This window comes from uncultured Thiodictyon sp., assembly GCF_903828115.1.
Classification (GTDB): Bacteria; Pseudomonadota; Gammaproteobacteria; order Chromatiales; family Chromatiaceae; genus Thiodictyon.
Genome location: NZ_CAIKKU010000632.1, coordinates 20,305 through 42,642, shown reverse-complemented (window position 1 = coordinate 42,642; position 22,338 = coordinate 20,305). Strand labels below are relative to the sequence as shown.

Genomic DNA, 22,338 nt, shown 5'->3' with positions numbered 1-22,338 from the left:
CATGAAATGGCCCTATCTTGAAGTGACCTTTCGGCACGGGCGTCCATTGGCCGCCTATCTGTATCTGTCCCGCTCCCCCGGCGACCGGAGCCGACGCACGATACCGGCTGGGGTCGGAATGATCATCGACTACACCGAAGAGGGAAAACCGATCGGTATCGAAATCACGGCGCCGGGAAGGGTAACGATCGCGGACATCAATGCAGTCCTCGCGAGTGTCAACGCGCCCACACTGACAGCCGAGGACATTGCCCCGCTGCGGGCGGCCTGATGCGCGCAGGCGGTCTTTAGCCTTGGCTTTATGCGGCGCAATTCATTGATCGCGGGGCATCCAAGAGGGGAATACCCATGCAGAACGCACTGTTCGGCAAGCGAGTCCTCATCACTCAATCGACGGAGTTCATGGGGCCGGTACTCTGCGAGGTCTTCGCAGAGCAGGGTGCAACCGTCGTCGCCAGCTCGGAAGCACTCTCCGAACCCGAGGCGGCGGAGCGCGTGGTTCTCGCCGCGGGAACCATCGATGTCCTGGTCGCCAACCTCGCGTTCACGGCACCAACGACCACCGCTACGGAGGTCTCTGAAGCCGAATGGCGCCAAGTCTTCGCGGCCCTGGTGGACCCGCTTCCCAGGCTCGTCCGCGCCGCGATACCCGCGATGGTTGCACGCCGCTCAGGCAAGGTGCTTGTCATCGGCAGTGCCTCAGCGCTGCGCGGCATGAAGAGGGCCTCTTCGTACAGCGCCGCCCGCGGTGCTCAACTTGCGTATGTTCAGGCCGTTGGTGTTGAACTCGCGCCGCACAATGTGCAGGTCAATGCCATCGCCCAGAACTTCGTCGACAACCCGACCTACTTCCCCGCCGAAGTGCAGGCGAACCCAAGATTCCAGGAGCGTCTTGCTCGCGAGGTTCCACTTGGCAGGCTGGTGGCAGCGCGCGAGGACGCCCAGTTTGCCGCCTACCTGTGCAGCACCGCCGCGAATTGCTTCATTGGTCAGGTGTTCCCGGTCTGCGGCGGCTGGGTGGCACGGTAGCGGTAGCAGCGCCGCCTGGAAATCGGGAAACTCGTCCCTTTGGATGCAAAGGTTGCCCACGTCCGTGAGGAGCCCGTAGCTTGCCTGAACCCAGGCGACCCCCGAGACCAGCGGTGCTCGAACGTATTACCATGGACCCTCCCGAACGCCACGTCCGCCCGTTTCGCAACGGACCGTGGTGAGGGGGGGCGATTGTTCGGCAGCGCATTGCCGACCGCCCTTTGTCCCTTCGGGGGGCACCTGTTGCCGGTGCCGGTCCCTGGCGGACCGGTACCAACCCATTGGAGACCAGGCCATGCATGCCCGCACGAAACCGCGTCCCAGTCTCTACGAACAACTGGAGGCCCTGCCCGAGGGGCTGACCGGGGAGATCCTCGACGGCCAGCTCTACACCCAGCCGCGCCCCGCGGCGCGGCATATCGGGGCGGCGTCGCGCCTGGATCGCATCATTGCCCGCCACTTCGACTTTGACGACGACGGCGAAGGCCCCGGCGGCTGGTGGATCTTCCCCGAGCCGGAACTGCACTTCATCCACAACACCGAGGTGGATGTGCCGGACCTGGCCGGTTGGCGGCGCGAACGCATGCCGACCTGGCCGGAGGGGCACCGCTTCACCGTGGTGCCGGACTGGGTGTGTGAGGTGCTCTCAAGATCCACCGTCGGCACCGATCGCGAGGTCAAGATGCCGATCTACGCGCAATACGGCGTCGCTTATGCCTGGTTGATCGACCCGCGGGCGCGGACCCTGGAAGCCTATGCCTTCGAAGCCGGCGCCTGGAGGGAGATCGGCCGCTTTGCCGGCGCGGCCCAGGTCTCAGTTGCCCCCTTCGACGCGATTTCCATCAATCTGGGCCATCTGTGGGGGCCGCGCGCTTAGCGTAGGTCCGGGCGCCGGATCGCCCGGCGTGCGCCTTTCGGTACCAGTCCACCGCGAGGGCCTTGGTGTGCAGGCTCGCCCCCCGCGAACCGAACAGGCCGGCGCGCGACTTGATGCCGGGCACTGGTTTGAGCTCCCAGAGTTGCACGCCGTCGGCAAGCAGGGCCGGGCGGTAACGCGAATAGCCTCCATGCACCAGGGCCACGTCGTTGGCGGCCAGTGAGTTGGTGAGGATACGCACGCGCTCGACCTCCTTAGCCCGCGCGACCAGCCACGCGGTGCCTCCCTTTCCTGGTACGAAATAGGGCGAGATGATGGTCACGGAGTGCTGCGCCCCAGTGAGCGGGGACCCGATGACCTTCAAGACGCTGGACTGTGCAGGGTCCGGCTCCTTGAGTGCCTTGCGCGGGTCGTCCGAGACAAAGCGGTACTCGGTGCTCCAGGTCATGGGCCAGTCGCCGGTCACCAGGCGCTGCACGGCGTCGTCGCGCCGCAGCAACGCGGCATAGGCGCTGGTCCGCGCTGCTTGCGTGGCCCGCGCCAGGCCACTCCGGAGTTTGGCCAGCGCCGCCGCATTGACCCCGTCGGCACTCAAGGTTTCAATCGGATAGCTAAGCGCGGAGTTCCAGTACCGGTCGAAGGACTTTGACAGGTCGCGCACGACGGGTCCGACCAGGGCAAAATCGAGATCGACGAAATTCACCTCGGCGTCGGCGCCGAAATACTCGTTGCCCACATTGCGGCCACCGACGATGCCGATCCGGTTGTCGGCGATCCAGGTCTTGTTGTGCATGCGATGGTTCAGGCGTCGACCGCTGCCGAGAAAATCCCCGGCCAAGGCGAGTACGCCTTGTCGCGAGGGGAGCGGATTGAACATCCGCACCTCGATATTGGGATGGGCGGCGAGCGCGGCAAAGCCGTAGTTCTTCGCCCGTGCGTCCATGTCGTCGATCAGCAGACGCACCTTGACGCCGCGCTCCGCGGCCTTGATCAGCGCGTCGGCCAGGGCCAAGCCGGTCATGTCCGCGTGCCAGATATAGGTTTGCACGTCGAGGCTACGCCGAGCGAGCGCAGCGGTGGTCATGCGCAACGCGAAGGCCTCGGGACCATCCTTGACCAAACGGAAACCGGAGGCCCCCGGGTGTCTCGTTTCCGCCGGTCCCGCCAGTAAATCGAGTCGCGAATCGCGCCCGATGGCCGGGGCAGTACCAATTGCCGATAATGTATCTTATGTAACTTCGCGGAGGCGGGGACGGCTGGCGGCCCGCGCAACGCGCCAAGCCGACCGAATCGTCACCCACTTGCTCACCACCGGATGCGCTGCTTTGGCCTGTCACTGTCGCTTGCGAGCATACTGCCCGATACCGCGTCACGAGGCCATGAATCATGATCGAACTGCTGCGCAAGGCGCCGCTGCTGTCGGGGTTGAGCACCGAACAACTGGAACGGGTGGCCGGCCACGCCGTTGCCATCCACCTGGACGAGGGTCAGTGGCTGTTCCGCCAGGGGGACCCATCGCGCCGCTTCTATTTCGTCGAGCACGGGCAACTGCGGCTGTTCCGGCTGTCGCCGGATGGGGTCGAGAAGGTCATCGAGATCGTCTCGCCGGGGCAGACCTTCGCCGAGGCCCTGATGTTCCTGAAGGCACCGCGCTATCCGGTGTGCGCCGCGGCCCTGGAGCCGACGGAACTGATCGGCATCGAGGCCGCGGCCTTCGCCGCCATGCTGCGCGAATCCGTGGACATCTGTTTCGTGGTCATGGGGGCATTGAGTCGGCGCCTGCGCGGCCTGATCGCGGAGATCGACAACCTGACGCTGCACAGTGCCACCAGCCGGGTCGCGCGCTATCTGCTGGCACAGGTGTCGGCGGACCGGCCGGAATTTGTGCTGGAGGTCCCCAAGGGGGTGCTGGCGTCGCGCCTGTCGATCCAGCCGGAGACCTTCTCCCGCGTCATCCGGCAACTGACCCAGGATGGGGTCGTGGCGGTCCAGGGCGCGCAGGTCACGGTCAGGGACCGCGCCGCGTTGAGCGACTTGGCGGGGCTCACGGATGCAGCGGAGTTCGGGGGCAAGCCAGGCGACGGGCGCTGAGTCTGGTTGGGCCTTGCCTGCTTATCCTGGGCCTTTCTAATGGTTGAGGGGGCGGCGGTCCGCGCAGCGGACCCTACGGGGCTCAGTGGGTGACAGGGGCGCCGCCCTCCCCGGCCGCGGCGGTCCCGATGCGCTCGAGCATCCGGTTGAAGTGTTGCAGTGAGTGCAGGTGCAGATAGATCAGTTCCAGTTCGTCGCTCAGCGCCAGGTCCGCCAGGGCCTCGCGCCCCAGGGCCTTCAACCGGGTGCGATTCACCGCCATGAACCCGGCAAGGTTGTGTTGCGCACCGCCCGGCAACGTGAACTGCGCCTGCATGGGCTCCAGGAGACCCAGGTCCTGCAGATGCTTGCAGAAGGCGCGGGTGTTCTGGTGCTGGACCTGATACTCCTTGACGAAATTCAGGACCCCTTCCAGGTATTGGGTGCGTTCACCCGCGGTATCGAAGAGTTGCTCGCCGCGGCCCTCGCGGTTACAGCCGCTGAAGGACTCGTCGATGCACAGGGTGAAGGTCTTGCCATCCTCACTGGCGGCAAAGACGAAGGGGTAGCGGCGCACGAAGGCCGGGACATAGGCGCCATCCCAGGCACCGCCCGCCTTGACGAACAGGTTGCGCCCGGCATCCACACCCAGGATCACCACCGGCATGACCGCCTCGCCCTCACCGGCGAACACCACCGCGTATTCGGCCGCCGCCCGGGCGATCTCGACCGCCGTCAGCGGCACCGAGTGCGCCTTGCGGGCGAATCCGAAGTCGCCCCCGGCCTTCACCGACAGCCCCAGGTGGCGCTGACTGGATACCGGCACGGCGGTATCATAGAAGAGGAGTTGCGTGGCCATAGGATGGTCGTTCGCTGGTTGCTGACAATGACGAGAGGATTGACTCAGGCCCAGACCAGGACCTCGCCCTGACCGCCGTAGCCCAGGTCGCCGAGCCAGCGGTGGACGCGGGTGCCGCGGGCCTGGAGTTGGCCGAAGGGGCCGCCCAGCCCGGCGAGATCGCGGGTCAGGAGGGCGAGAAAGCCCGGTTCTTGAGTCCCGTTGGGGTTGAAGGTCGGGGGCAGGCGCGGTTGCGAGGTCAGCAGCAGGGTGCCGCGGCGCATGGCGAACCCCAGATTGGCCCCGGTGCGGCCCAGGACGACGATGGTGCCGGCGACCAGACGGGAGCCGCAGTAGTCCCCGGCGTCGCCGCCGATCAGGATCAGGCCGCGCCGTTGGTGGTCGCCGATCCGGTCCCCGGCGTTGCCCCGGACCTGGATACGACCGCCGCGCATCCCACGCCGCTCGCCCGGGATGGCGGCACCCAGGAAGTCGCCGGCATTGCCGCCGATCTCGATGCCCCCGCCGGTCATGCCGCTGCCGGCGAAGGGGCCGGTGTCGCCGCTGACGCTGATGGTGCCGCCGCGCTGCTGCCGGCCCAGGTAGGCCCCGGCGCGGCCCTCGACGCGGATGGCGCCGCGGCTCATACCGGTACCGATACCGTCCAGGCGGTCACTGTCGCAGCGGATCAGGATGTCATCGGTGTCCCCGGCCGTCACGGTGAAGAGGTCGCCCAGCGTGGCCTCCTCATTGCCGACCCACAGCGGCAGGCGCCGGATCGCATCCGCCGACCGACCCGCGAGCCGGTCCGGGGTCAGGGCCGACAGGTCGATACGGGGCATCGGCGGCGCGGTCAATTCCAGGGTCAGTGAGGTCATGCTTGGTCAGCCAGTATCTCGCGCAAATGGAAATGATACTGCCCGAGCTTGCCGCCATAGTTGCCGGCGGAGATACGCAGCACACCGGAGGCAGCACCCAGGGCACAGATGGATTCGATGCCGACCCGGGTCGCCTCCCGCACGTCGGCCTCGGTCAGGCCGTTGATGACGATCTCCAGCACCGCGCCGACGTCCTCCGAGAGACTGGAGTGCACCAAGCCGCGCAACGTCGGGCAATAGGCATCGTTGGTGGAGGCCATCAGTGCCTTGTATTTGGAGCCGACCTTGGAGCCGGAGCGGGCGATCCCACCCGGGAAGGGCAGCAGCACGCGCGGCAGGCGCCGGATCGCCAGGACCGCCTGCTCGCAGGCCGCGAGGGCCTGCGGCAAGCCGCGGGCCAGGACCAGAAAGTTGCCGCCGCCGACCGCGCTGGTGCGGGCCGTGACCTCCTCGCACAGGAATTCACCGTCCATCACCGGGACCCGCCAATAGCGCCGGCCGCCGATACGCTTGGCGATCTGAAAGCCATCGCCGAAATAGCGCAGGTTCTTGCCCAGGGGGACCGGCTTCTCGCCCTCCATGCCGGAGAAACAGGCGGTGCTGGGGCAGGTCAGGACGCACTGACCGACCCGGCGCTCCACCTGCTTCTCCAATTCCTTGCCGGACACGGCGAACAGCAGGACACTGACCCCTGGTCGACCGTCCGGGGTCGCTTCCGGGGCCAGCGCAGACTCGATCCCCGCCTCCGCCCCGCAGCCGATGACCGAGGTGGCGAAGCCGGTCATGGTCTCCCCGGCGATCCGCGCCCAGCGGGGGTTGATGGCGGTGACGATGAGGCGCGCGGCCGTCATGCCGAAGGCCTCGGCGAAGGTGTCATCGATGGCGATGCCGTTTCTGATCATCCTGGCTCCGGCGGAAGTACGTTAGTACGGGAGTACGTTAGTACGTGAGTACGTGAGTACGGCCAGAGGGAGTTCGCACGGCCCGCCGCGCTCCAACGTACTTCCGTACTAACGTACTCACGTACTTCTCCTATTACAGGGATGGATGGTGACCGGGCTGCCGATGCCCGCCGCCATCTCGGTGTCGGTGATCGCGAAATTGGCCAGCCGGATGCTGTGGTAACGGTCGAACCAGCGGCCGATACGGCCCTCAATGGCGGGGTCGAACTCGGGCCTGACCACCTGGGTGCGGCCCCGCACCACGCGGGTGACGGCGCCCTCCTCCACCACCAGCTCGCCGCCCTTGAAGACCAGCATGGGACGGGCAAAGGTCTGTTCGGGGTCCGCCAGGTCGTGGTAGACCGTGATGTCGGCGCGCGCACCGGGAGCCAGGTGGCCGCGGTCGGCAAGGCCCAGGATGCGGGCCGGGGCGGCGCGGGTCATGATGGCTATCTCATTGCGACTGTACTCCCGGGTGAGTGAGCCCAGGTTGGACAGGGCGGCGGCCTCGGGGTTGATCTGGGCCAGGCAGTCATTGCGGAAGCCCCGGTCCATCAGCAGCCGGATCAGCCGCGGGTAGCTGGTGAAGGGGGCGCCGTTGGGGTGGTCGGTGGTCAGGAAGACCCGCCAGGGATCGTCTACCATCAGGAACAGTTCCAGCCCGATGGCCCATTGCAGCGCGTTGACGAAATTCTGGTCGCGATAGCGGAACGGCACCACCCCGCAGCCCGCGTCGCACTCGATGTCCATGCAGGTCCACTTGCGCGGGTGTGCGTGCTGGTGGTTGGCATACTGACGCATGGTGTCGCCGGACACGGTCACGGTCTGGCCGAACATCACCTGACCCACGTCGATCGTGACGTTCGGCCGGCGGTTGACCGCCTCGGCAATCACCGCCGCGGCGGATGAAAAGCGTCGGTCACCCTCGGCCCCATAGCTGTGGAACTGGATATGGGTGAGATGGATCGGCAGTCCCTCGGCGGCGTCGATGGTGGCGAGCGTGGAGACCTGGTTACCCGGGATACCCAGATTGCTCGCATGCACATGCAGCGGGTGCGGGACGCCCAGCTCCGCCACCGCGCGGCTCAGGGTCCGCAGGATGTCGCGGGGGGTGAGCGGGTAATGGGGATGGCGCTCATCGACATCCAGCTTGCGGGCATTGAACTTGAAGGCGTTGATCCCGCCTGGGTTGACGACCTTGATGCCGATACACTGGGTGGCCTTCAGGGTCCAGGCCACATAGTCATTGATGACCTCCTGGCCCACCCCCTCGCTCATGAGCTGGAGCAGCAGGTCGTCATTGCCGAGCATGGCATAGCCGCCGGTGTCGAGCATCGGGGTGTCCGCCATTTCCATGTGGGCCTGGCGGGCATTCATCGGCAGCACGGCCGGTTCAAAGGCGGTCGTATAGCCCATCTCCGCGTAGCGATAGCCGGCGGCGAAGGTCGAGGGCACCACCTGCCCGCCCCCGGTGCGCGTCAATGCGGTGCGGGCACGGCAATGGGCCCGTTGATCCTCCGGCAGCATGGTGCGGGCGATGTTGACCTTGCCCCCGCCGATATGGGTGTGCAGGTCGATGGCGCCAGCCATCACCAACTTGCCGCGCAGGTCATAGGTGTGGTCCGGGTCCTCCCCGGGTGCGGGCGCGACGAGCTGTCCGTCACGGATGAAGAGGTCGCGGACCTCGCCGTCGATCCCCTGGGCGGGATCATAGATCAGGCCGCCGGCGAGCCGGGTCAGCATCTGCCCCCTCCTGCACAGACCATCGCGGCTGCAATGTCCAAGAAAGAGGAGTCGTCCGCCAATGAACGCAAATGAACGCAAATCGGCGAGGCCCGGTCCGCGCAGCGGACCCTACGGGCACGACGCCGCGTAGGGTCCGCTGTGCGGACCAGCACCCCCGACACGAGCGCCGTGGCCGGAGTAATGATCAAGGCCGCCGGAAAACGAATTATCTTCATTTGCGTTTATTTGCGTTCATTTACGGACAAATACCTTTTCACTCGGCCGTGGCGCCAAGCCGCTCGCTCAGCTTCCCGATCACCCCCGCCACCGACGCCAACCCCAGGTCGCGCACCTGCCCGAGCGGCAGCGGGCAGACGGCATCGGTGCGGTACCAGTGCCCGGGGTGGTCGATCCCCGGCAGGCCCACCGGGATGAAGACCTCCGGTACCCGCCCACAGGCGAGCCCCGGGTAACCCAAGACAATGGTCGGACACTTGGCAGCGGGCGTTGCGGCCGGGTTGGCGGCCGGCAGCGCCTGGACCCACAGCAGCAGGTCGGACTGCCCCTGCGCCAGCAGGTCCTGATGGCGGTAGAGCAGTGGCTCGTAGCAGGAGCGGCCCTGTTGGCGCCCGCTGCGCAGCGGATAGCCGGTCTGCCAGGTGCAGACCTGGTTGGCCGTCAGGTCCCCGAGGGTCCCGGCCAGGGGCAGCGCGGCGGCCCGCGTCGTGCGGTTGAGGTCGCGGACCAGTTCCACGAAGGCCTGGACCGTCAACTCCGCGTGGGGGAAGGCGAGTTCGCCCGCGGCCCAGGTCACCACCGCGTAGCGGGCGCCGCACAGCCAGCCCGCTAACTGCTTTAGTTGCGCGCCCGCCACCCCGGGGATGGCATCGGCCCGCACCGGCCGACCGGCGATCAGGCCGCGCAGCAGGGCGCCGACCCCGGCCAGGTCCGCCAACGCCACCGGGATCAGGGTCGGGTTGGCGGCGGCGAACTCGGCCGGGAGCGGACCGGGTTCCGCGGGGCCGAGCAGGACCAGACGGCGCTCTCCGGGCGGCGAGAAGAGGGCCTCGGGGGGCAGCAACACCCGCTCGCACAGCCGCGGGAAGCGGTGCGGGACCTCGCGGCCCAGGATCAGGATCAGGTCCGCACGGTTGCGCACCTCGGTCAGGGTCGCGGTCATCCAACCGCCGTCCTGGAGGACCAGCAGATTGCGGAACAGGGCGTCGGCGCCGACATGGTCGAGCAGGGCCCCGCAGCGATCGGCCAACTCCAGCACGGCGCGCATCCCGTTGACATCGGTCACCAGGCCGCCGAACAGCGGCGCCCGGGCCGCCGCGAGCAGCCCGGCGGCGTGGGCCAGGGCTGCCTCGAGGCTGACCGGCTGGCCCTTGATCAGTGCGGTACCAGGGCCCGCGGCCATGGCGCCGGCGAATGCGCCGCGGGCGGTCTGACAGCCATTCACCAGGACCAGGCCGGCATCCGCCGGGCCTGGGGCGACGCTCAGGTCATCGCACGCGAGGCCGCAGAAGGGGCAGGTCAGGTTGCCTGGTGTCTGGGCGGGGTCACTTGTCCACATCGTGGTGCAGTCGCTCCGGGGTGTCCGCGGGTCTTGGGCCGGCACGCGGCCTTTCAGGGTAAGCCGCGACTGGGCTGGGCACCGGGTCGCGAGCGATCAATGCCGGTCAAGCAAGAGCCGTTCCCACCGCCGAGGCGCCCGGCGCAATGCGCGATAGAACTGTTTTGCCTCAGGTCATCGCCGCCCTGGCGAGGCTCGGCAGCGACGGCGGGCGCGCCGGTCAGTGCCCTGTGTCAGGGCTGAGACAGACTGCCCGCGCGTTGCGACGGCGGCGAGCGGATGGGCGTGCTGGCGTGGGCTTGGCGCGGGAGGACTTCGCGGGCCGCGTGCACATCCGCAACGGAGCCTGCCTGTCTGGTGAGGAGTGTGGCGACAGAGGACGTCGATCGTGCCCTGGTGACGCTCGTCCCCCACACGACGGCGCTGCGGGGAACGCGGTTTGAGGTTACCGTCTCGGTCCGTTATCTGAAGGCAGGGGGCTTCGATGCGCAGCGGATGACAGCAAGGCTCGGTGCGCGCGCCTAACGCGACCTACGCGCTACACTTCCGAAAATCCTGTTAATCCTGCGAAATCCTGTTAATCCTGTCAATTTATCGCCAGCCGACACCATTGTCGATGCCTGGTTTGTGACCTGTGACTGGTCGATCTGAGGCAAACCCTCGCTAAGGCAACACCGCCGGATCTGCCAACAGCTTGGGATCATCCTCCAACCCATAGCGCCCCAGCTTGACATAGAGACTCTGGCGGCTGAGTCCCAACAACTCCGCCGCCGCGGTGCGGTTGCCGGCGGTCAGATCCAGCGCGGCCTCGATGTAGCGCTGTTCGACGACCGCGACCGTGTCATCCACCAGCTTGCGCAGGGTCGTCTTGCCGATCTGTTTGGTCAGGGACTCCATCACCCCGTCCATGCCCCGACCCTGGTCGGCGGCCGACAGGCGGCGGCTCACGTCGCGGATGAAGACACCGATGGTCCCGCCCTGTTTGCCGCCGCGGCCGGCGGCCGAGATCTCGGCCTGGACCTCGGTGCCGAGGTCGCCGTGCAGGACCGTGGAGAAGAGCTTGACCGCCCCCAGCCGCATCACGTTGGCCAGCAGTACCGTGAGGTCGGCCCCCGGCCGGCCGAGCCAGCGCCCGAGGGGCTCGCCCAACACCGCGGCCTCGGAACCCATCTGGACCAGTTCCAGAAAGGCACGGTTGGCGCGCAGGATCGTACCCTCGTGGCTGATGACCACGAAGCCGTCCGGCCCGCCCTCGATCAGGTCTTCGAACCGCACCGGGTCGGCCGGGTCCGGCGGGGCCTGGTCCAGCACCGCCGGCACCAGTTGGACCAGGAGGACCTCCTCCTGGGCGCAACTGACCAGGGAGGCCCGCACCAGCCAGGGGGTCTGGGTCCGCCCGAGGCGCAACAGGACCCCGGGGGCCTTGCCGCGCTCACGGATGCGCTGGATCATCCCATCGAAGACCTCGCGCTCGTCGACCCGCAGGGCCTCCGGAAAGCGCAGGTCGGCGGCGCCCTTGGTCGGGGTCGCCCCGATCCCGAGGGCCGCCGCCGCCGCGGGGTTCAGATCGACGATGCGCAGGGTGGCGGCACGCAACAGCAGGACCGCATCCCGGGAGGAGTTGAACAGGAGGCGGTAGCGGGTCTCGACCTCGCGCAGCTTCCAATAGTCCCGCTCCATCGCCTGCTGCGCCTCGACCAGCCGCGACTGGAGTTCGGCCACCGCCCGCAGATTCTTGCCGACGGCCAGGAGCCCGGTGTGCCCGCCGAGCAGGACGGTCGTGTACTCGACCGGGATCTGGAGGCCGCTGGGGAAGCGCTGTGTCACATTGCGGAAGGCGCAGACGCCGGTCTCACGGGCGTACTCCATCATGCGCCGCAGGCCCTCGCTGTCGGACTCGCTCACCGTGTCCGTCCAGGGGTTGCCGATCCAGTCAGCCACGCCCTCGTCGGCGAACAGGTTGGACAGTGTCGCATCGCGGATGATGCCCTGGGTGTCGAGCACCAGCATCACATCGGGCAGGGCCACAGGTTCCGTGCGCATTGTCGTCGTATTTAACTCATTTGTCGGCCGCTGTCAGGTCTTTTCGTTGTCGTTGTCGTTGTCGTTGTCGTAATCGAGGTTATCGAAGCGCCCCGCGTTCTTTCGCACCCCAAAGTGCATCGCTTCTCCGATTACGAAAACGACAACGACAACGATTGTGCTTAACTTGTTCTTAACTCGCTACTGATCCTGTCCCGATAGTCTCAGCCGACGCGAACGCTACTTCTTCATTTGGCCGAGACCAGCCCCAGGAGATGCCCCATGTCCTTGAAGAAGACGCGGATATGGGCCGCCGGCCGCGACTTGACCAGGCGCTTGTTCATGTAGGCCTCCCAGGTGAGCTGCTGCACGTCCGGGTCCGCGCACATCTTCACGAAGCGCTCGCGCCGCTTGTCGCTGGAGTACCAGAAGCGCTGCATGATCCCCAGGACCCAGAAGACGCGCCCGTGGGCCTTCATGAACCCCTTGCGGGCCGACTTGAGGCTGCGGACATCGCCGGTGGCGCAGAAGGCCTTCGCCGCCTCGGCGGCGAAGCGCCCGCCCGCCAGCGCGTAATAGATACCCTCACCGGAGGCCGGGGCGACAACCCCGGCGGCATCCCCCGCCAGCACCACGTTGCGCCCGTCGTCCCAGCGGCCCAGGGGGCGCAGCGGGATGGGGGCGCCCTCGCGGCGCAGCGTTTCTGCGTCCGCGAGCCCCGCGGCCTGGCGCAGTTCGCGCGTCGCCTCGCGCAGTGAAAAGCCGCTCTGCGCCGTGCCCACGCCGACACTGGTGGTGTCCCCGTGCGGGAAGACCCAGCCATAGAAGTCCGGCGAGATCTTGCCCTGGTAGTAGACATCGCAGCGGTTGGCCTGGAAGCCGTTCTCGCCGTCCTTGGGGGAGCGCACGATCTCGTGATAGGCACTGACACAGGGCATCTTGTCCGCCCCGGGGACGCACTGGCGCGCCACCCGGGAGCGGGCACCGTCGGCCCCGATCACGCAGCGGGCGCGCACCTCGTGGATCTCGGCCTTGCCGCCGTCCACCTCGACCGCGTAGCGCACGGTGACATCGCCGTCGGCGGTGCGGACCAGTTCGGTAAAGGTGCCGGTGCGACGCACCGCGCCGTGCTCGGCCGCCCGCGCCCGCAGCCACTCGTCGAAGACATCGCGCTTGACCATGCCGACGAAGCCGTTCTCGATCGGCATATCCACCTGGCGCTCGGAGGGCGCGATCATCCGGGCGGAGTTGATATGGGCGCACAGCAGGTGCGCCGGCAGGTCGAACTCGCGCATGGCCTGGGGCGGAATGGCCCCGCCGCAGGGCTTGATGCGCCCGGCCCGGTCGAGCAGCAGCACCGAGCGGCCGGCGCGGGCCAGGTCGGTCGCGGCCGTCGCACCGGCGGGGCCGCCGCCCACCACCACCACCTCGAAGCGCTCAGTGTCGATCATCACCCGCCTCCATCCTGAAATCGCTTAAGGCGATTTCAGGATATAGTAAGAATAAACAGCCGGCAGGATGCTGCCGATAGTGAAAAGGCATCAGCAGTCGGCCGCGGCGGACTGCTCGGTCAGGACTGGCGTCGCGGTCGCGGGGGCTGCGTCCGGGCGGACGACTTGCTTGGCCAGGGCGGCGGCGACCAGGAACAGGACGGCCTCGGCGCCGAAGACGGCGGCGTAGGCCGGGGCGGGCGAGTCCATGAGTTGACGCGTGAGGTCGATGGCGGCGGTACCCAGGAAGCCGCCCACGGCATAGGCGACGGCCTGCGCGGCGCCCCAAAGACCCATCCGTACCCCCTCGCGATCCTCCCTGCCCTCCCCCACCAGGCCCATCATGGAGCCGATGGCGGCCACTGCAAAGAGTCCGTTCGCGGCCCCCAGCAGAAAGACCGCCTGACGCAGCGGGAACCCGGCCCCGACCAGACCGCCGGCGGCGAGGTTGCCCAGGGCCAGGGCCGAGGCGATACAGCCGATGAAGGTCCAGGTCTGCATCGAACACAGGCGCCGCCCCCAGGCGGTACTGCCCAGGACGGCCAGTAACAGCATCCCGACGAGGACCCCGCCGTGCTGCACCGACGCGAGCCCGGTCGAGGCCCCCGGGGTCATCCCGAAGACGGTCCCGGCATAGGGTTCCAGGATCAGGTCCTGGGCACTGTAGGCGAGCATGGAGACGAAGATGAAGATGGTGAAGCGCCGCGCCCGGGGCTCGGACCAGACCTGCGCCATGGCCGTGCGGAAGGGCGTTGGGCGCGTCCCTGACGTCGCGGGGGCCGCGGTGCGCCCCTCGATCCCGAGGGTCGCGAGCAGGGTGACGACGAAGGCGACGGCGGAGACGACCGCGCTCACCAGCAGTAACCGCGCCGGTGAGAAAGGATCAAGAAAGTGCCCGGCGAGGCCCGCGGTGACCACGAAGCCGACAATCATCATCAGCCACACCGCGGTCGCGGCGCCCGCCCGGCGGCGCTCATCGACCCGCTTGGCCAGCAGCACCAGGAGCGAGGTCCCGCAGGCGCCGACGCCGCCCCCGACCATCATGAAGGCCAGGACCGCGAGCACCATACCCGCCGTCCGCTCGGTGAACATCAGCACCGTGGCCAGGGCCGCCAGCACGCCGCCGGCGGCCAGGACCGCCATGCCGCCGATGATCCAGGGGGTGCGGCGACCGCCCAGGTCCGACCCGTAGCCCAGGCGCGGACGCAGCACCTGCACCGCGTAGTGCAGCGCCACCAGGGCGCCGGGGAGCATGGCCGGGAGCGCCAGTTCGACCACCATGACCCGGTTCAGCGTCGAGGTGGTGAGGACCACGATGGCCCCCAGGGCGGCCTGGACCAGCCCGAGCCGGAAGATCCCGAGCCAGCCGAAGGGCGCGCCGTCCGGCCTGCTCACGGGGCGAGACTCCGCACCGCGAAGGCGCTGATCATCATCCCGGTCACATAGACGCTGACGCCGATCGCGCTGAGCCACAGGGCGCGCCCGACCGGGTCGCCGAGGAAGCGTACCATCATCCCGACCTGGATCAGCAGCACGACCGCGACCGCGGCGGCGTTGAGCGGTCGGTCCCAGGCGAACAGCAGCAGCACCACGACGACCTGCGGCAGGGCCATGAAAAGGCAGGCGGCCCAGGCCGCGCCCTTGACGCCCAGTTGGACCGGCAGGGAGCGCACGCCCATGCGGGTATCGCCCTCGATCGCCTTGAAATCGTTCAGGGTCAGGATCCCGTGGGCGCCCAGACCATAGAGTCCGGCCAGGGCCAGGACGCGCCAGTTGGGCAGGGCGCCGGACAGCATTACGGCCGCCCCGGTAATCCAGGCCAGACTCTCGTAAGACATGCCGACCGCCAGGTTTCCCCACCAGCCGTTGGCCTTGAGGCGCGCCGGCGGGGCACTGTAGGCCCAGGCCAGCACCAACCCGAGGGCCGCCGACCAGAAGACCCAGGTGCCGAGCGTCGCGGCCAGGAGCGCCGACAGGATGGTCCAGATGATGGCGATATAAAGCCCCCAGCGCCCCGGGATCCGCCCGGAGGGGATGGGGCGATGGGGCTCGTTGATCTCATCCACATGGCGGTCGAACCAATCGTTCACCGCCTGGCTGGTCGCACACACCATGGGACCGGCGAGGATGACCCCGAGCACGAAATACTGCCAGCGCTCGGCGATCGGTATCCCGGAGGACACCACACCGCAGGCAAAGGCCCACATGGGGGGAAACCAGGTGATCGGCTTCAGGAGTTCGAGCACCGCCGCGGGGGACGGACGGCCGGCGGCGGCCGGGGGGGGCGCGGGAGCATTCATGGGCGTAAGTTATAACTGACAGCACCTATTGTCAACTACGCTTGACACTTGCGGCGCTTGACATGTTCGTCACTCTGCCGTACATAATGAGGTAGAAAAATTTAAGGAGATCCATCATGCCGGTTACATCCAACCGCACCGCGCGCCTCGAGGCGCGCATTGCGCCCGAGGCGCTGGTGCTGGTCAAACGTGCCGCCGAGATCCAGGGGCGCAGCGTCAGCGATTTTGTCGTTGCTGCCGCGCAGGAGGCCGCGCACCGCGCCATCGAGGAGACCAGCATCATCCGGCTTTCCGCCGAGGATCAACGGCGCTTCGTCGAGGCGCTGCTCGATCCCCCGGCCCCGACGCCCGCGCTGCGCCGCGCCCAAGAGGCCCACGCCCGACTGTTCGGTTCCGAGTGACGGCCCCGTTTCGACTTCAGGCGCTGGCGCCCCACCATGACCGAAAGGGCTTTGCCTGTGGCGTCGAGGCGTTGGATCGATACTTCGCCGAGCGCGTCACCCAGGATATGCGCCGCCGCCTGACGGCCGGCTATGTCGCCGTCGAGGCAACAACTTTACGGGTGGTCGGGTACTACACGCTGGCCGCCGCCGGCATCCCTTTGGGCGACCTGCCGGAGTCGCTGGTCAAACGTCTGCCGCGGTATCCGTCGATCCCCGTCGCGCGGCTGGGTCGCCTGGCCGTCGCTCAGGACGATCAAGGCCGGGGTCTCGGCAGCGCCATGCTCTGGGACGCGCTTACGCGCGCCGCGCGTTCCGAGGTGGCGGTCTTTGCCCTGGTGGTTGATGCCAAGAATGAGCAGGCCGAGGCATTTTATCGTCACCAGGGTTTTGCACCTTTTGGGCTGGTCCCACGGCAACTCTTCCTGCCCCTGAAAGAAGCGCAGAAATGATGCCACCCGCGCCGAACCGACAGCACCCCGTCTTGCCAAAACTTGCCATCGTCGCTACGCTGACGGCATGAGTACCATGAACATCTCCCTGCCCGACACGCTCAAGTCCTATGTGGACGAGCAGGTGGCCGGCCGCCGCTTCGGCAGTAGCAGCGAGTACGTGCGCGACCTGATCCGGCGCGACCAGGATCGGCAACGGCTGCGCGGCTTGCTGCTCATCGGCGCCGACTCCGCCCCGGCGGCGCCGGCCGACCGGGCCTATTTCAAAGCCCTGCGCACGCGTGCCGGCCAGGGTTCTGCGCAGTGACCGGCAAGCCCGTCATCCCGCGCGAACGGGCCATGCGGGATGTTGAGGCAATCATCGACGACTATCTGGCGGCGGACGCCGCGCCCGCCGCGCTGGGCTTCATTGACGCCTTGGAGCGGGCCTACGCCCACATCGGCGCCCACCCGGCTACCGGGTCGGCGCGCTACGCCTTTGAGTTGGACCTGCCGGGCTTGCGTTCCTGGCCCTTGGCGCGTTACCCCCACCTCGTTTTCTACTGCGAGCGCGACGACCACATCGATGTCTGGCGCGTGCTCCATGGCAAGCGCGATATCGCCAGGTGGATGCGGGAACCGGCGGACCGCGACGACACCTGACCCCGCGACTTCACAAGAAGAGGAACTTCCTTGTCTGCCATCGACGATCTGATTGCCCAGGTCCAGGAACCCAGGCTGCGCGAGCAGTTGCGGCGCGAGTGGGCGCAGGCGCAGAAGACCAGGAAGTTCGGCCTGGTGTTCGACCGCCACTTGCCGGAGTTGGTCCCCATCCCGCAGGCCCGGCCGCGGCGCGGCGACCTGGTGGCACGCACGGGCGGCACGCTGACCGACCTCTGGCGAGTGCGTCGAGTGAGCGAGGGGATGGCCCACTGCGTCCGGCCCGAGGGCGCTCCCGGTGCCGGCGACCCCTGGGACTGGCCGGTCGACGAGTTGACTGTGGTACGTCAGTTCGGCGAGCCGATCTTCCCCGCCCTGGTGCCGATGGATCAGGTCCAGAACGGCCCGGCGGGAGCCCCCTGGCACTGCCTGATCGAGGCAGACAACTTCCACGCACTGCAACTGCTGACCTATCTCTACGCCGGCAAGGTGGACTGCATCTATATCGACCCGCCTTACAATACCGGCGCTCGGGACTGGAAGTACAACAACGACTACGTGGATGGCAACGACGCCTGGCGGCACTCGAAATGGCTGTCGTTCATGGAAAAGCGGTTGAAACTCGCGAAGCGGCTGCTTAATCCCAACAATTCCGTGCTCATTGTCACAATTGACGAGAAGGAATACTTGCGCCTCGGACTGCTGTTAGAGCAAATTTTTCCCGGCTGCAATGTGCAAATGACCAGCATCGTGATTAATCCGAAAGGTACTGCGCGATATAACGAATTTTCACGCGTAGAAGAGTACGCTTTCTTCGTATTCATTGGAGATATTCGGCTGCAATCTTTTGGCAGCGACATGCTAACCGAGCGAGACTACTCATCTGAGACACATGTGCGATGGCGGGGTCTTGCGCGAACCGGGCGCAAAGGACTTAGGTCGAACAACCCAGGATCTTGGTATCCGATTTTCTTAAACAAGTCCGATTTCAGCCTTCACTCTATTGGCGAATCTATAGGAGTAGATGAGGGCGAGGCCAGTGTCCCCATACCGGAGGGAACGATCGCTGTTTGGCCCCCTATAAAGGATGGTCGCCAATATAGCTGGTCGGCTGTCCCCGAAACACTCCGCTCGATCCGCGAAAAAGGAGGGTTCAAGACTGGACGCATTGATCACCAGAAGCGCTCGTACCCCTTCTATTACTTATCTGCGGGTTCTTTTGAAAAGATCAAAAGGGGGGAAATCGTTGTAACCGGCCGCGGACAGTCAAACGAGTTGATTGTTCAGTATGCTCTGGGATTGAAGTCTACAGCACCTCGAAGCGTCTGGAACAAAACGGCTTATGATGCGGGTAGTCACGGCACAGGTATTTTGCAACAAATCATTCCCGGTGGGGAATTCCCATTCCCGAAGAGCATCTATGCAGTGCGCGACGCCATTCGATTCTTCGTTGCGGGCAAGAGTGATGCCTTGGTAGTGGATTTCTTTGCTGGTAGTGGCACCACACTAAACGCTGTGAACCTCCTTAACGCCATCGATGGCAGCAAGCGACGCTGTATCCTCGTTACAAATAACGAAGTAGCGGGAAGCGAAGCGGACGCCCTTCAATCACGGGGTTTGCGGCCCGGCGACGATCAATGGGAGGATCGTGGAATCTGTCGCTCGGTGACCTGGCCGCGCTCGAAGTTCACGATTCTGGGTCGCCGCGACGACGGCACCCGGTTGCCGGGCGACTACCTGACCGGCAAGACGGTCGAGCGCGAGCGTCCGCGGCGCGTGACCCAGATCGGATTCGTCGCGGCGGGAGCCTTCGATACCCCCGCCAAGAAGAAGCAACTCGCGGCCCTGATCGACGGCCTGCCGCAAAGCCTGGTCACGGACCCCTGCCCCTTCATCTGCTCCGAGGACCACAAGGCCAGCGTGCTGTTCGACGAGGCGGCGGCGGAAGACTGGGTCGCGGCCCTGGACGGACAGGACCACATCACGGATCTCTACATCGTCACCGCCAACAAGGCCCGGTTCGAGGCGTTGAAGGGCGAGGTTCAGGGGTTGCTGGGGCCGATCCTGGTCGCGGAGGAGGAGAAGCGCCCGCTGGCCGATGGCTTCGCGGCGAATCTGGCCTATTTCAAATTGGAGTTCCTGGACCAGGATCGTGTGGCCTTGAAGCGGGCCTTCCGTGAGATCCTGCCGTTGCTCTGGCTCAAGGCTGGGGCTATCGGACCCCGGCCGGCGTTTGCTCGCGGTGAGTCGGAGCCGGTCTTCTTCGCCCCGCCGGGAAATCCATTCGCCGTGCTGTTGGACGAGGCTGGGCTCAAGGCCCTGCTCGGCGCACTGTCCGGCCGATCCGGACTGCGCTGCGTCTTCATCGTGACCGACTCGGCGGACGCCTTCAAGGACCTGTCGGCCGAGGCGATGGAGGTGCTGGGTCAGGGCAGCCCAGGATTGGAGATGGTTCAACTCTACCGGGATTATCTGGACAACTTCCTGATCAATACGGACCGGCTGAGCGCGGATGGACGATCCGCCGTGAACCAGGAGGGCACGCGATGAAGTACGAGTTGTTCGACTTCCAGGAGACGGCGCTGGGGTTGTTGCGCGATAAGGTGCTGCTGGCGCGTGAACATGCGTCCAGCCAGAACCCGCAGGCGATCTCGTTCTCGGCCCCCACGGGTAGCGGCAAGACCGTCATTATGGCGGCCCTGTTCGAGAACATCCTGTTCGGTGATGCCGCGGGTCTCCCGGCCCAGCCGGATGCGACCATCCTCTGGGTTTCTGACATGCCGGAGTTGAACGAGCAGACTCGGCGTCGGATCAATCAGGTGTCGAACCGGATCGGCGAGCAGCGTCTCGTCACCATCGATGCCGGTTTCGACCGCGAGCAATTGGAACCCGGCGTCATCCACTTCATCAACGTACAGAAACTTGGGACAGACAAGCGCCTCACGCGCGGAGGGACTGATGGGCGGCAATATTCGATATGGACGACCTTCTCGAATACTGCACGGGCGATCCCGGATCGCTTCTATGTGGTGATCGACGAGGCCCACCGGGGTATGGCTGGGGGCAAGCAGGCCAAAGAAGCCCGCACCTTAATCCAGCGCTTCCTGTTGGGGCATATCGAGACCGGCCTAATTCGGATGCCGTTGGTCATCGGAGTTTCGGCGACGCCGAAGCGGTTCACGGATCTCTTGGAGGGCGGCGACCACACCCAGCATCCGGTGCGTGTGCCGGTCGCCGAGGTGCGTGCCTCCGGCCTGCTGAAGGACCGCATCCCGATCCATCATCCCAAGGAGGCGGGGCACTCCGAGATGGCCCTGTTGGCGGAGGCGGCGGCGGCCTGGGTGCGGATGAGCCAGGCCTGGGACGCCTATTGCAAGGCCGAGCAGGAGCAGCGGGTCTGGCCGATCCTGGTGGTGCAGGTGGAGAACGGCACCGAGCGGCAGCCGTCGCGGACCGATCTCGGCGTGGCGCTCAACGTCATCGAAAAGGCCATCGGCAGGCCGCTGCTGGAGGGCGAGGCGGTCCATGCGCTGCACGATTGCGGGGACATGGACCTGGGAGGACGGCGGGTGCGCCGGGTTGATGCCTCGCGGATCGACGAAGACAAGGGCATCGGCGTGGTCTTCTTCAAGACCAGCCTCTCCACCGGGTGGGACTGCCCGCGGGCCGAGGTGATGATGTCCTTCCGCCGGGCGGAGGACCACACCTACATTGCCCAGTTGCTCGGGCGCATGGTGCGCACGCCGCTCGCGCGGCGGATCGAGCGGGACGCAGCCCTGAACGATGTGCATCTGTTCCTGCCTTACTTCGACGATGCCGCGGTCAAGGCGGTGGTGGAGGATTTGAAGGACGTCGAGCACGCGCCCCCGGCGGTGGTCGGCTCCAGCCGCGAACTGGTGACACTCAGCCGGCGCACGGACGCGGCCGATATCTTCGCGGCCATGGCCGGGCTTGTGACCTATCGGGTCAACGCGGCCCGCGCCCAGGGCCACCTTCGCCGCTTCGTCGGGCTCGCGCGGCGGCTGAACCTGGACGACATCGAGCCGGCGGCCTGGGGAGCGGCCAAGGAGCAGGTGGTCGCCTGGCTCGGGACCGAGCTGGACGGGCTCAAGGCGACGGGGACCTTCGCCAAGTCGGCGGCGGCCATCATGCGGGTCGGGATGAAGACCACGACCCTCGACACCGGTAGCGAGCTGGTTACGCCGGTGCGCGAGTACGAGATCGATGCGTCCGAAGCGGACATTGAGCGCCAGTTTTCCGAGGCCGGGCAGCGCCTGGGCAACGGGCTGCACCAGACCTGGTGGGATACCCACGCCGACCGCGAGGCCCTGGACGTGAAGGTCGAGGTCATCCTGCTGGCCCGCAGTCATGCCGTCATGGCCGGGTTGGAGGCCAAGGGCGAGACCGCCTTCGATGCCCTGTATGACCGTCACAAACACGCCATCGGCAAGCTCAAGGAGAAGGATCGCGTCCGTTACGAACGCCTGCGGCTCGCCACTGCGAAGCCGGTGGAGATGCAATGGCGGTTGCCGGAGCGGATCGAGTTCCGCCGCACCGAGGGTGCGCCCGACTATGAGCGCCATCTGTATCTGGAGGACGACGGCCGCTTCCGGGCGGATCTCGAGACCTGGGAGCGCGAGTTGATTGCGGAGGAGGTGGGCAACCCGGAGGTTGTCGGCTGGTTCCGCAACCAGGACCGCAAGCCCTGGTCGCTGGAGATCCCCTATCTGACCGGCGGGGCCGAGCGGCCGATGTTCCCGGACCTGGTGGTGGTGCGCCAGGGTGAGGCCGCCGGCTCAGCGGTTGGCGGCTACCGGTTCGATATCCTGGAGCCCCACGATCCGAGCCTGGCGGACAACTTCGAGAAGGCCGTCGGCCTCGCGCGCTTCGCCGAACGCCACGGGCATCTATTCCACCGCATCCAACTCATCCGCAAGCAGCCATCGAAGGCCGGTGGGGAGTGTTATGTCCGCCTGGAGCTCAATAGCGAGGCGGTGCGCAAGCAGGTGTTGTTGGTGACAGCAAATCCGCAGTTGGATGCACTGTTCGCGTAGCATAGGC

At 66.7% G+C, this 22,338-nt stretch carries 20 protein-coding genes; 10 read left to right on the top strand and 10 right to left on the bottom strand.

Annotation, left to right across the window (positions count from 1 at the left end):
* Position 1: 1 nt before the first annotated feature.
* The 3 genes from QZY48_RS23990 to QZY48_RS23980 all read left to right on the top strand — a co-directional run bounded on the left by QZY48_RS23990 (position 2) and on the right by QZY48_RS23980 (position 1,906).
* Positions 2–271, top strand: a complete 270-nt coding sequence (locus tag QZY48_RS23990; RefSeq protein ID WP_295435815.1) for a DUF2283 domain-containing protein — start codon at positions 2–4, stop codon at positions 269–271.
* Between the two features lie 77 nt (positions 272–348).
* Positions 349–1,029: an SDR family oxidoreductase gene (locus QZY48_RS23985; protein WP_295435813.1), complete on the top strand. Its 681-nt coding sequence runs from the start codon at positions 349–351 to the stop codon at positions 1,027–1,029.
* Positions 1,030–1,324: 295 nt separating this feature from the next.
* Positions 1,325–1,906 (top strand): Uma2 family endonuclease, encoded by a 582-nt coding sequence (locus tag QZY48_RS23980; RefSeq protein WP_295435811.1) that lies wholly within the window; start codon positions 1,325–1,327, stop codon positions 1,904–1,906.
* Here the strand turns inward: QZY48_RS23980 and QZY48_RS23975 are convergent.
* Positions 1,872–2,990, bottom strand: a complete 1,119-nt coding sequence (locus QZY48_RS23975) for a phospholipase D family protein (protein ID WP_295435809.1) — start codon at positions 2,988–2,990, stop codon at positions 1,872–1,874. The two genes, QZY48_RS23980 and QZY48_RS23975, sit on opposite strands and share 35 nt — an antisense overlap.
* 302 nt (positions 2,991–3,292) lie before the next feature.
* On the opposite strand from QZY48_RS23975, the gene QZY48_RS23970 reads away from it, so the two are divergent.
* The gene (locus QZY48_RS23970; RefSeq protein WP_295435808.1) at positions 3,293–3,997 is read left to right on the top strand and encodes a Crp/Fnr family transcriptional regulator; all 705 of its coding nucleotides are present in this window, start codon (positions 3,293–3,295) and stop codon (positions 3,995–3,997) included.
* An 82-nt stretch (positions 3,998–4,079) separates the two neighbouring features.
* Here the strand turns inward: QZY48_RS23970 and QZY48_RS23965 are convergent, their stop codons facing one another.
* From QZY48_RS23965 to chlG, 9 genes are all read right to left on the bottom strand, one after another.
* Positions 4,080–4,835 (bottom strand): SapC family protein, encoded by a 756-nt coding sequence (locus QZY48_RS23965; RefSeq protein ID WP_295435806.1) that lies wholly within the window; start codon positions 4,833–4,835, stop codon positions 4,080–4,082.
* Positions 4,836–4,879: 44 nt separating this feature from the next.
* Complete coding sequence (locus QZY48_RS23960; protein ID WP_295435803.1) at positions 4,880–5,692, bottom strand: formylmethanofuran dehydrogenase subunit C; 813 nt, start codon at positions 5,690–5,692, stop codon at positions 4,880–4,882.
* Positions 5,689–6,594 (bottom strand): formylmethanofuran--tetrahydromethanopterin N-formyltransferase, encoded by a 906-nt coding sequence (gene fhcD, locus QZY48_RS23955; RefSeq protein WP_295435801.1) that lies wholly within the window; start codon positions 6,592–6,594, stop codon positions 5,689–5,691. Before fhcD ends, QZY48_RS23960 begins: the two co-directional genes overlap by 4 nt.
* Positions 6,595–6,711: 117 nt before the next feature.
* Positions 6,712–8,376, bottom strand: coding sequence for a formylmethanofuran dehydrogenase subunit A (locus QZY48_RS23950; RefSeq protein ID WP_295435800.1), 1,665 nt, complete (start codon positions 8,374–8,376; stop codon positions 6,712–6,714).
* Positions 8,377–8,632: 256 nt separating this feature from the next.
* Positions 8,633–9,934: a formylmethanofuran dehydrogenase subunit B gene (locus QZY48_RS23945; RefSeq protein WP_295435798.1), complete on the bottom strand. Its 1,302-nt coding sequence runs from the start codon at positions 9,932–9,934 to the stop codon at positions 8,633–8,635.
* 663 nt (positions 9,935–10,597) lie between these two features.
* Complete coding sequence (ppsR, locus tag QZY48_RS23940) at positions 10,598–11,977, bottom strand: transcriptional regulator PpsR (protein WP_295435797.1); 1,380 nt, start codon at positions 11,975–11,977, stop codon at positions 10,598–10,600.
* Between the two features lie 227 nt (positions 11,978–12,204).
* On the bottom strand, positions 12,205–13,407 hold the full coding sequence (locus tag QZY48_RS23935) for a geranylgeranyl diphosphate reductase (RefSeq protein ID WP_295435795.1): 1,203 nt from the start codon (positions 13,405–13,407) through the stop codon (positions 12,205–12,207).
* 90 nt (positions 13,408–13,497) lie between these two features.
* Positions 13,498–14,841, bottom strand: a complete 1,344-nt coding sequence (locus tag QZY48_RS23930; RefSeq protein WP_295435792.1) for a BCD family MFS transporter — start codon at positions 14,839–14,841, stop codon at positions 13,498–13,500.
* Positions 14,838–15,746 carry a chlorophyll synthase ChlG gene (gene chlG, locus QZY48_RS23925; RefSeq protein ID WP_295435791.1) on the bottom strand — a complete coding sequence of 303 codons (909 nt, stop codon included), beginning with the start codon at positions 15,744–15,746 and terminating at the stop codon, positions 14,838–14,840. Before chlG ends, QZY48_RS23930 begins: the two co-directional genes overlap by 4 nt.
* Before the next feature lie 116 nt (positions 15,747–15,862).
* On the opposite strand from chlG, the gene QZY48_RS23920 reads away from it, so the two are divergent.
* The 6 genes from QZY48_RS23920 to QZY48_RS23895 all read left to right on the top strand — a co-directional run bounded on the left by QZY48_RS23920 (position 15,863) and on the right by QZY48_RS23895 (position 22,331).
* Positions 15,863–16,147 (top strand): DUF1778 domain-containing protein, encoded by a 285-nt coding sequence (locus tag QZY48_RS23920; protein ID WP_100923082.1) that lies wholly within the window; start codon positions 15,863–15,865, stop codon positions 16,145–16,147.
* 71 nt (positions 16,148–16,218) lie between these two features.
* Positions 16,219–16,638 (top strand): N-acetyltransferase, encoded by a 420-nt coding sequence (locus tag QZY48_RS23915; protein WP_295435788.1) that lies wholly within the window; start codon positions 16,219–16,221, stop codon positions 16,636–16,638.
* A gap of 67 nt (positions 16,639–16,705) precedes the next feature.
* Positions 16,706–16,945 (top strand): type II toxin-antitoxin system ParD family antitoxin, encoded by a 240-nt coding sequence (locus tag QZY48_RS23910; RefSeq protein WP_295435786.1) that lies wholly within the window; start codon positions 16,706–16,708, stop codon positions 16,943–16,945.
* On the top strand, positions 16,942–17,280 hold the full coding sequence (locus tag QZY48_RS23905) for a type II toxin-antitoxin system RelE/ParE family toxin (protein ID WP_295435784.1): 339 nt from the start codon (positions 16,942–16,944) through the stop codon (positions 17,278–17,280). Before QZY48_RS23910 ends, QZY48_RS23905 begins: the two co-directional genes overlap by 4 nt.
* A gap of 30 nt (positions 17,281–17,310) precedes the next feature.
* Positions 17,311–19,827, top strand: a complete 2,517-nt coding sequence (locus QZY48_RS23900; protein ID WP_295435782.1) for a site-specific DNA-methyltransferase — start codon at positions 17,311–17,313, stop codon at positions 19,825–19,827.
* Positions 19,824–22,331 carry a DEAD/DEAH box helicase family protein gene (locus QZY48_RS23895; RefSeq protein ID WP_295435780.1) on the top strand — a complete coding sequence of 836 codons (2,508 nt, stop codon included), beginning with the start codon at positions 19,824–19,826 and terminating at the stop codon, positions 22,329–22,331. Before QZY48_RS23900 ends, QZY48_RS23895 begins: the two co-directional genes overlap by 4 nt.
* Positions 22,332–22,338 lie beyond the last annotated feature (7 nt).

What these genes read in the sequence shown, in the direction of transcription:
- QZY48_RS23990 (WP_295435815.1), top strand. Translation starts at nt 2, where the DNA reads ATGAAATGGCCCTATCTTGAAGTGACCTTTCGGCACGGGCGTCCATTG.
- QZY48_RS23985 (WP_295435813.1), top strand. Translation starts at nt 349, where the DNA reads ATGCAGAACGCACTGTTCGGCAAGCGAGTCCTCATCACTCAATCGACG.
- QZY48_RS23980 (WP_295435811.1), top strand. Translation starts at nt 1,325, where the DNA reads ATGCATGCCCGCACGAAACCGCGTCCCAGTCTCTACGAACAACTGGAG.
- QZY48_RS23975 (WP_295435809.1), bottom strand. Translation starts at nt 2,990, where the DNA reads ATGACCACCGCTGCGCTCGCTCGGCGTAGCCTCGACGTGCAAACCTAT.
- QZY48_RS23970 (WP_295435808.1), top strand. Translation starts at nt 3,293, where the DNA reads ATGATCGAACTGCTGCGCAAGGCGCCGCTGCTGTCGGGGTTGAGCACC.
- QZY48_RS23965 (WP_295435806.1), bottom strand. Translation starts at nt 4,835, where the DNA reads ATGGCCACGCAACTCCTCTTCTATGATACCGCCGTGCCGGTATCCAGT.
- QZY48_RS23960 (WP_295435803.1), bottom strand. Translation starts at nt 5,692, where the DNA reads ATGACCTCACTGACCCTGGAATTGACCGCGCCGCCGATGCCCCGTATC.
- fhcD (WP_295435801.1), bottom strand. Translation starts at nt 6,594, where the DNA reads ATGATCAGAAACGGCATCGCCATCGATGACACCTTCGCCGAGGCCTTC.
- QZY48_RS23950 (WP_295435800.1), bottom strand. Translation starts at nt 8,376, where the DNA reads ATGCTGACCCGGCTCGCCGGCGGCCTGATCTATGATCCCGCCCAGGGG.
- QZY48_RS23945 (WP_295435798.1), bottom strand. Translation starts at nt 9,934, where the DNA reads ATGTGGACAAGTGACCCCGCCCAGACACCAGGCAACCTGACCTGCCCC.
- ppsR (WP_295435797.1), bottom strand. Translation starts at nt 11,977, where the DNA reads ATGCGCACGGAACCTGTGGCCCTGCCCGATGTGATGCTGGTGCTCGAC.
- QZY48_RS23935 (WP_295435795.1), bottom strand. Translation starts at nt 13,407, where the DNA reads ATGATCGACACTGAGCGCTTCGAGGTGGTGGTGGTGGGCGGCGGCCCC.
- chlG (WP_295435791.1), bottom strand. Translation starts at nt 15,746, where the DNA reads ATGAATGCTCCCGCGCCCCCCCCGGCCGCCGCCGGCCGTCCGTCCCCC.
- QZY48_RS23920 (WP_100923082.1), top strand. Translation starts at nt 15,863, where the DNA reads ATGCCGGTTACATCCAACCGCACCGCGCGCCTCGAGGCGCGCATTGCG.
- QZY48_RS23910 (WP_295435786.1), top strand. Translation starts at nt 16,706, where the DNA reads ATGAGTACCATGAACATCTCCCTGCCCGACACGCTCAAGTCCTATGTG.
- QZY48_RS23895 (WP_295435780.1), top strand. Translation starts at nt 19,824, where the DNA reads ATGAAGTACGAGTTGTTCGACTTCCAGGAGACGGCGCTGGGGTTGTTG.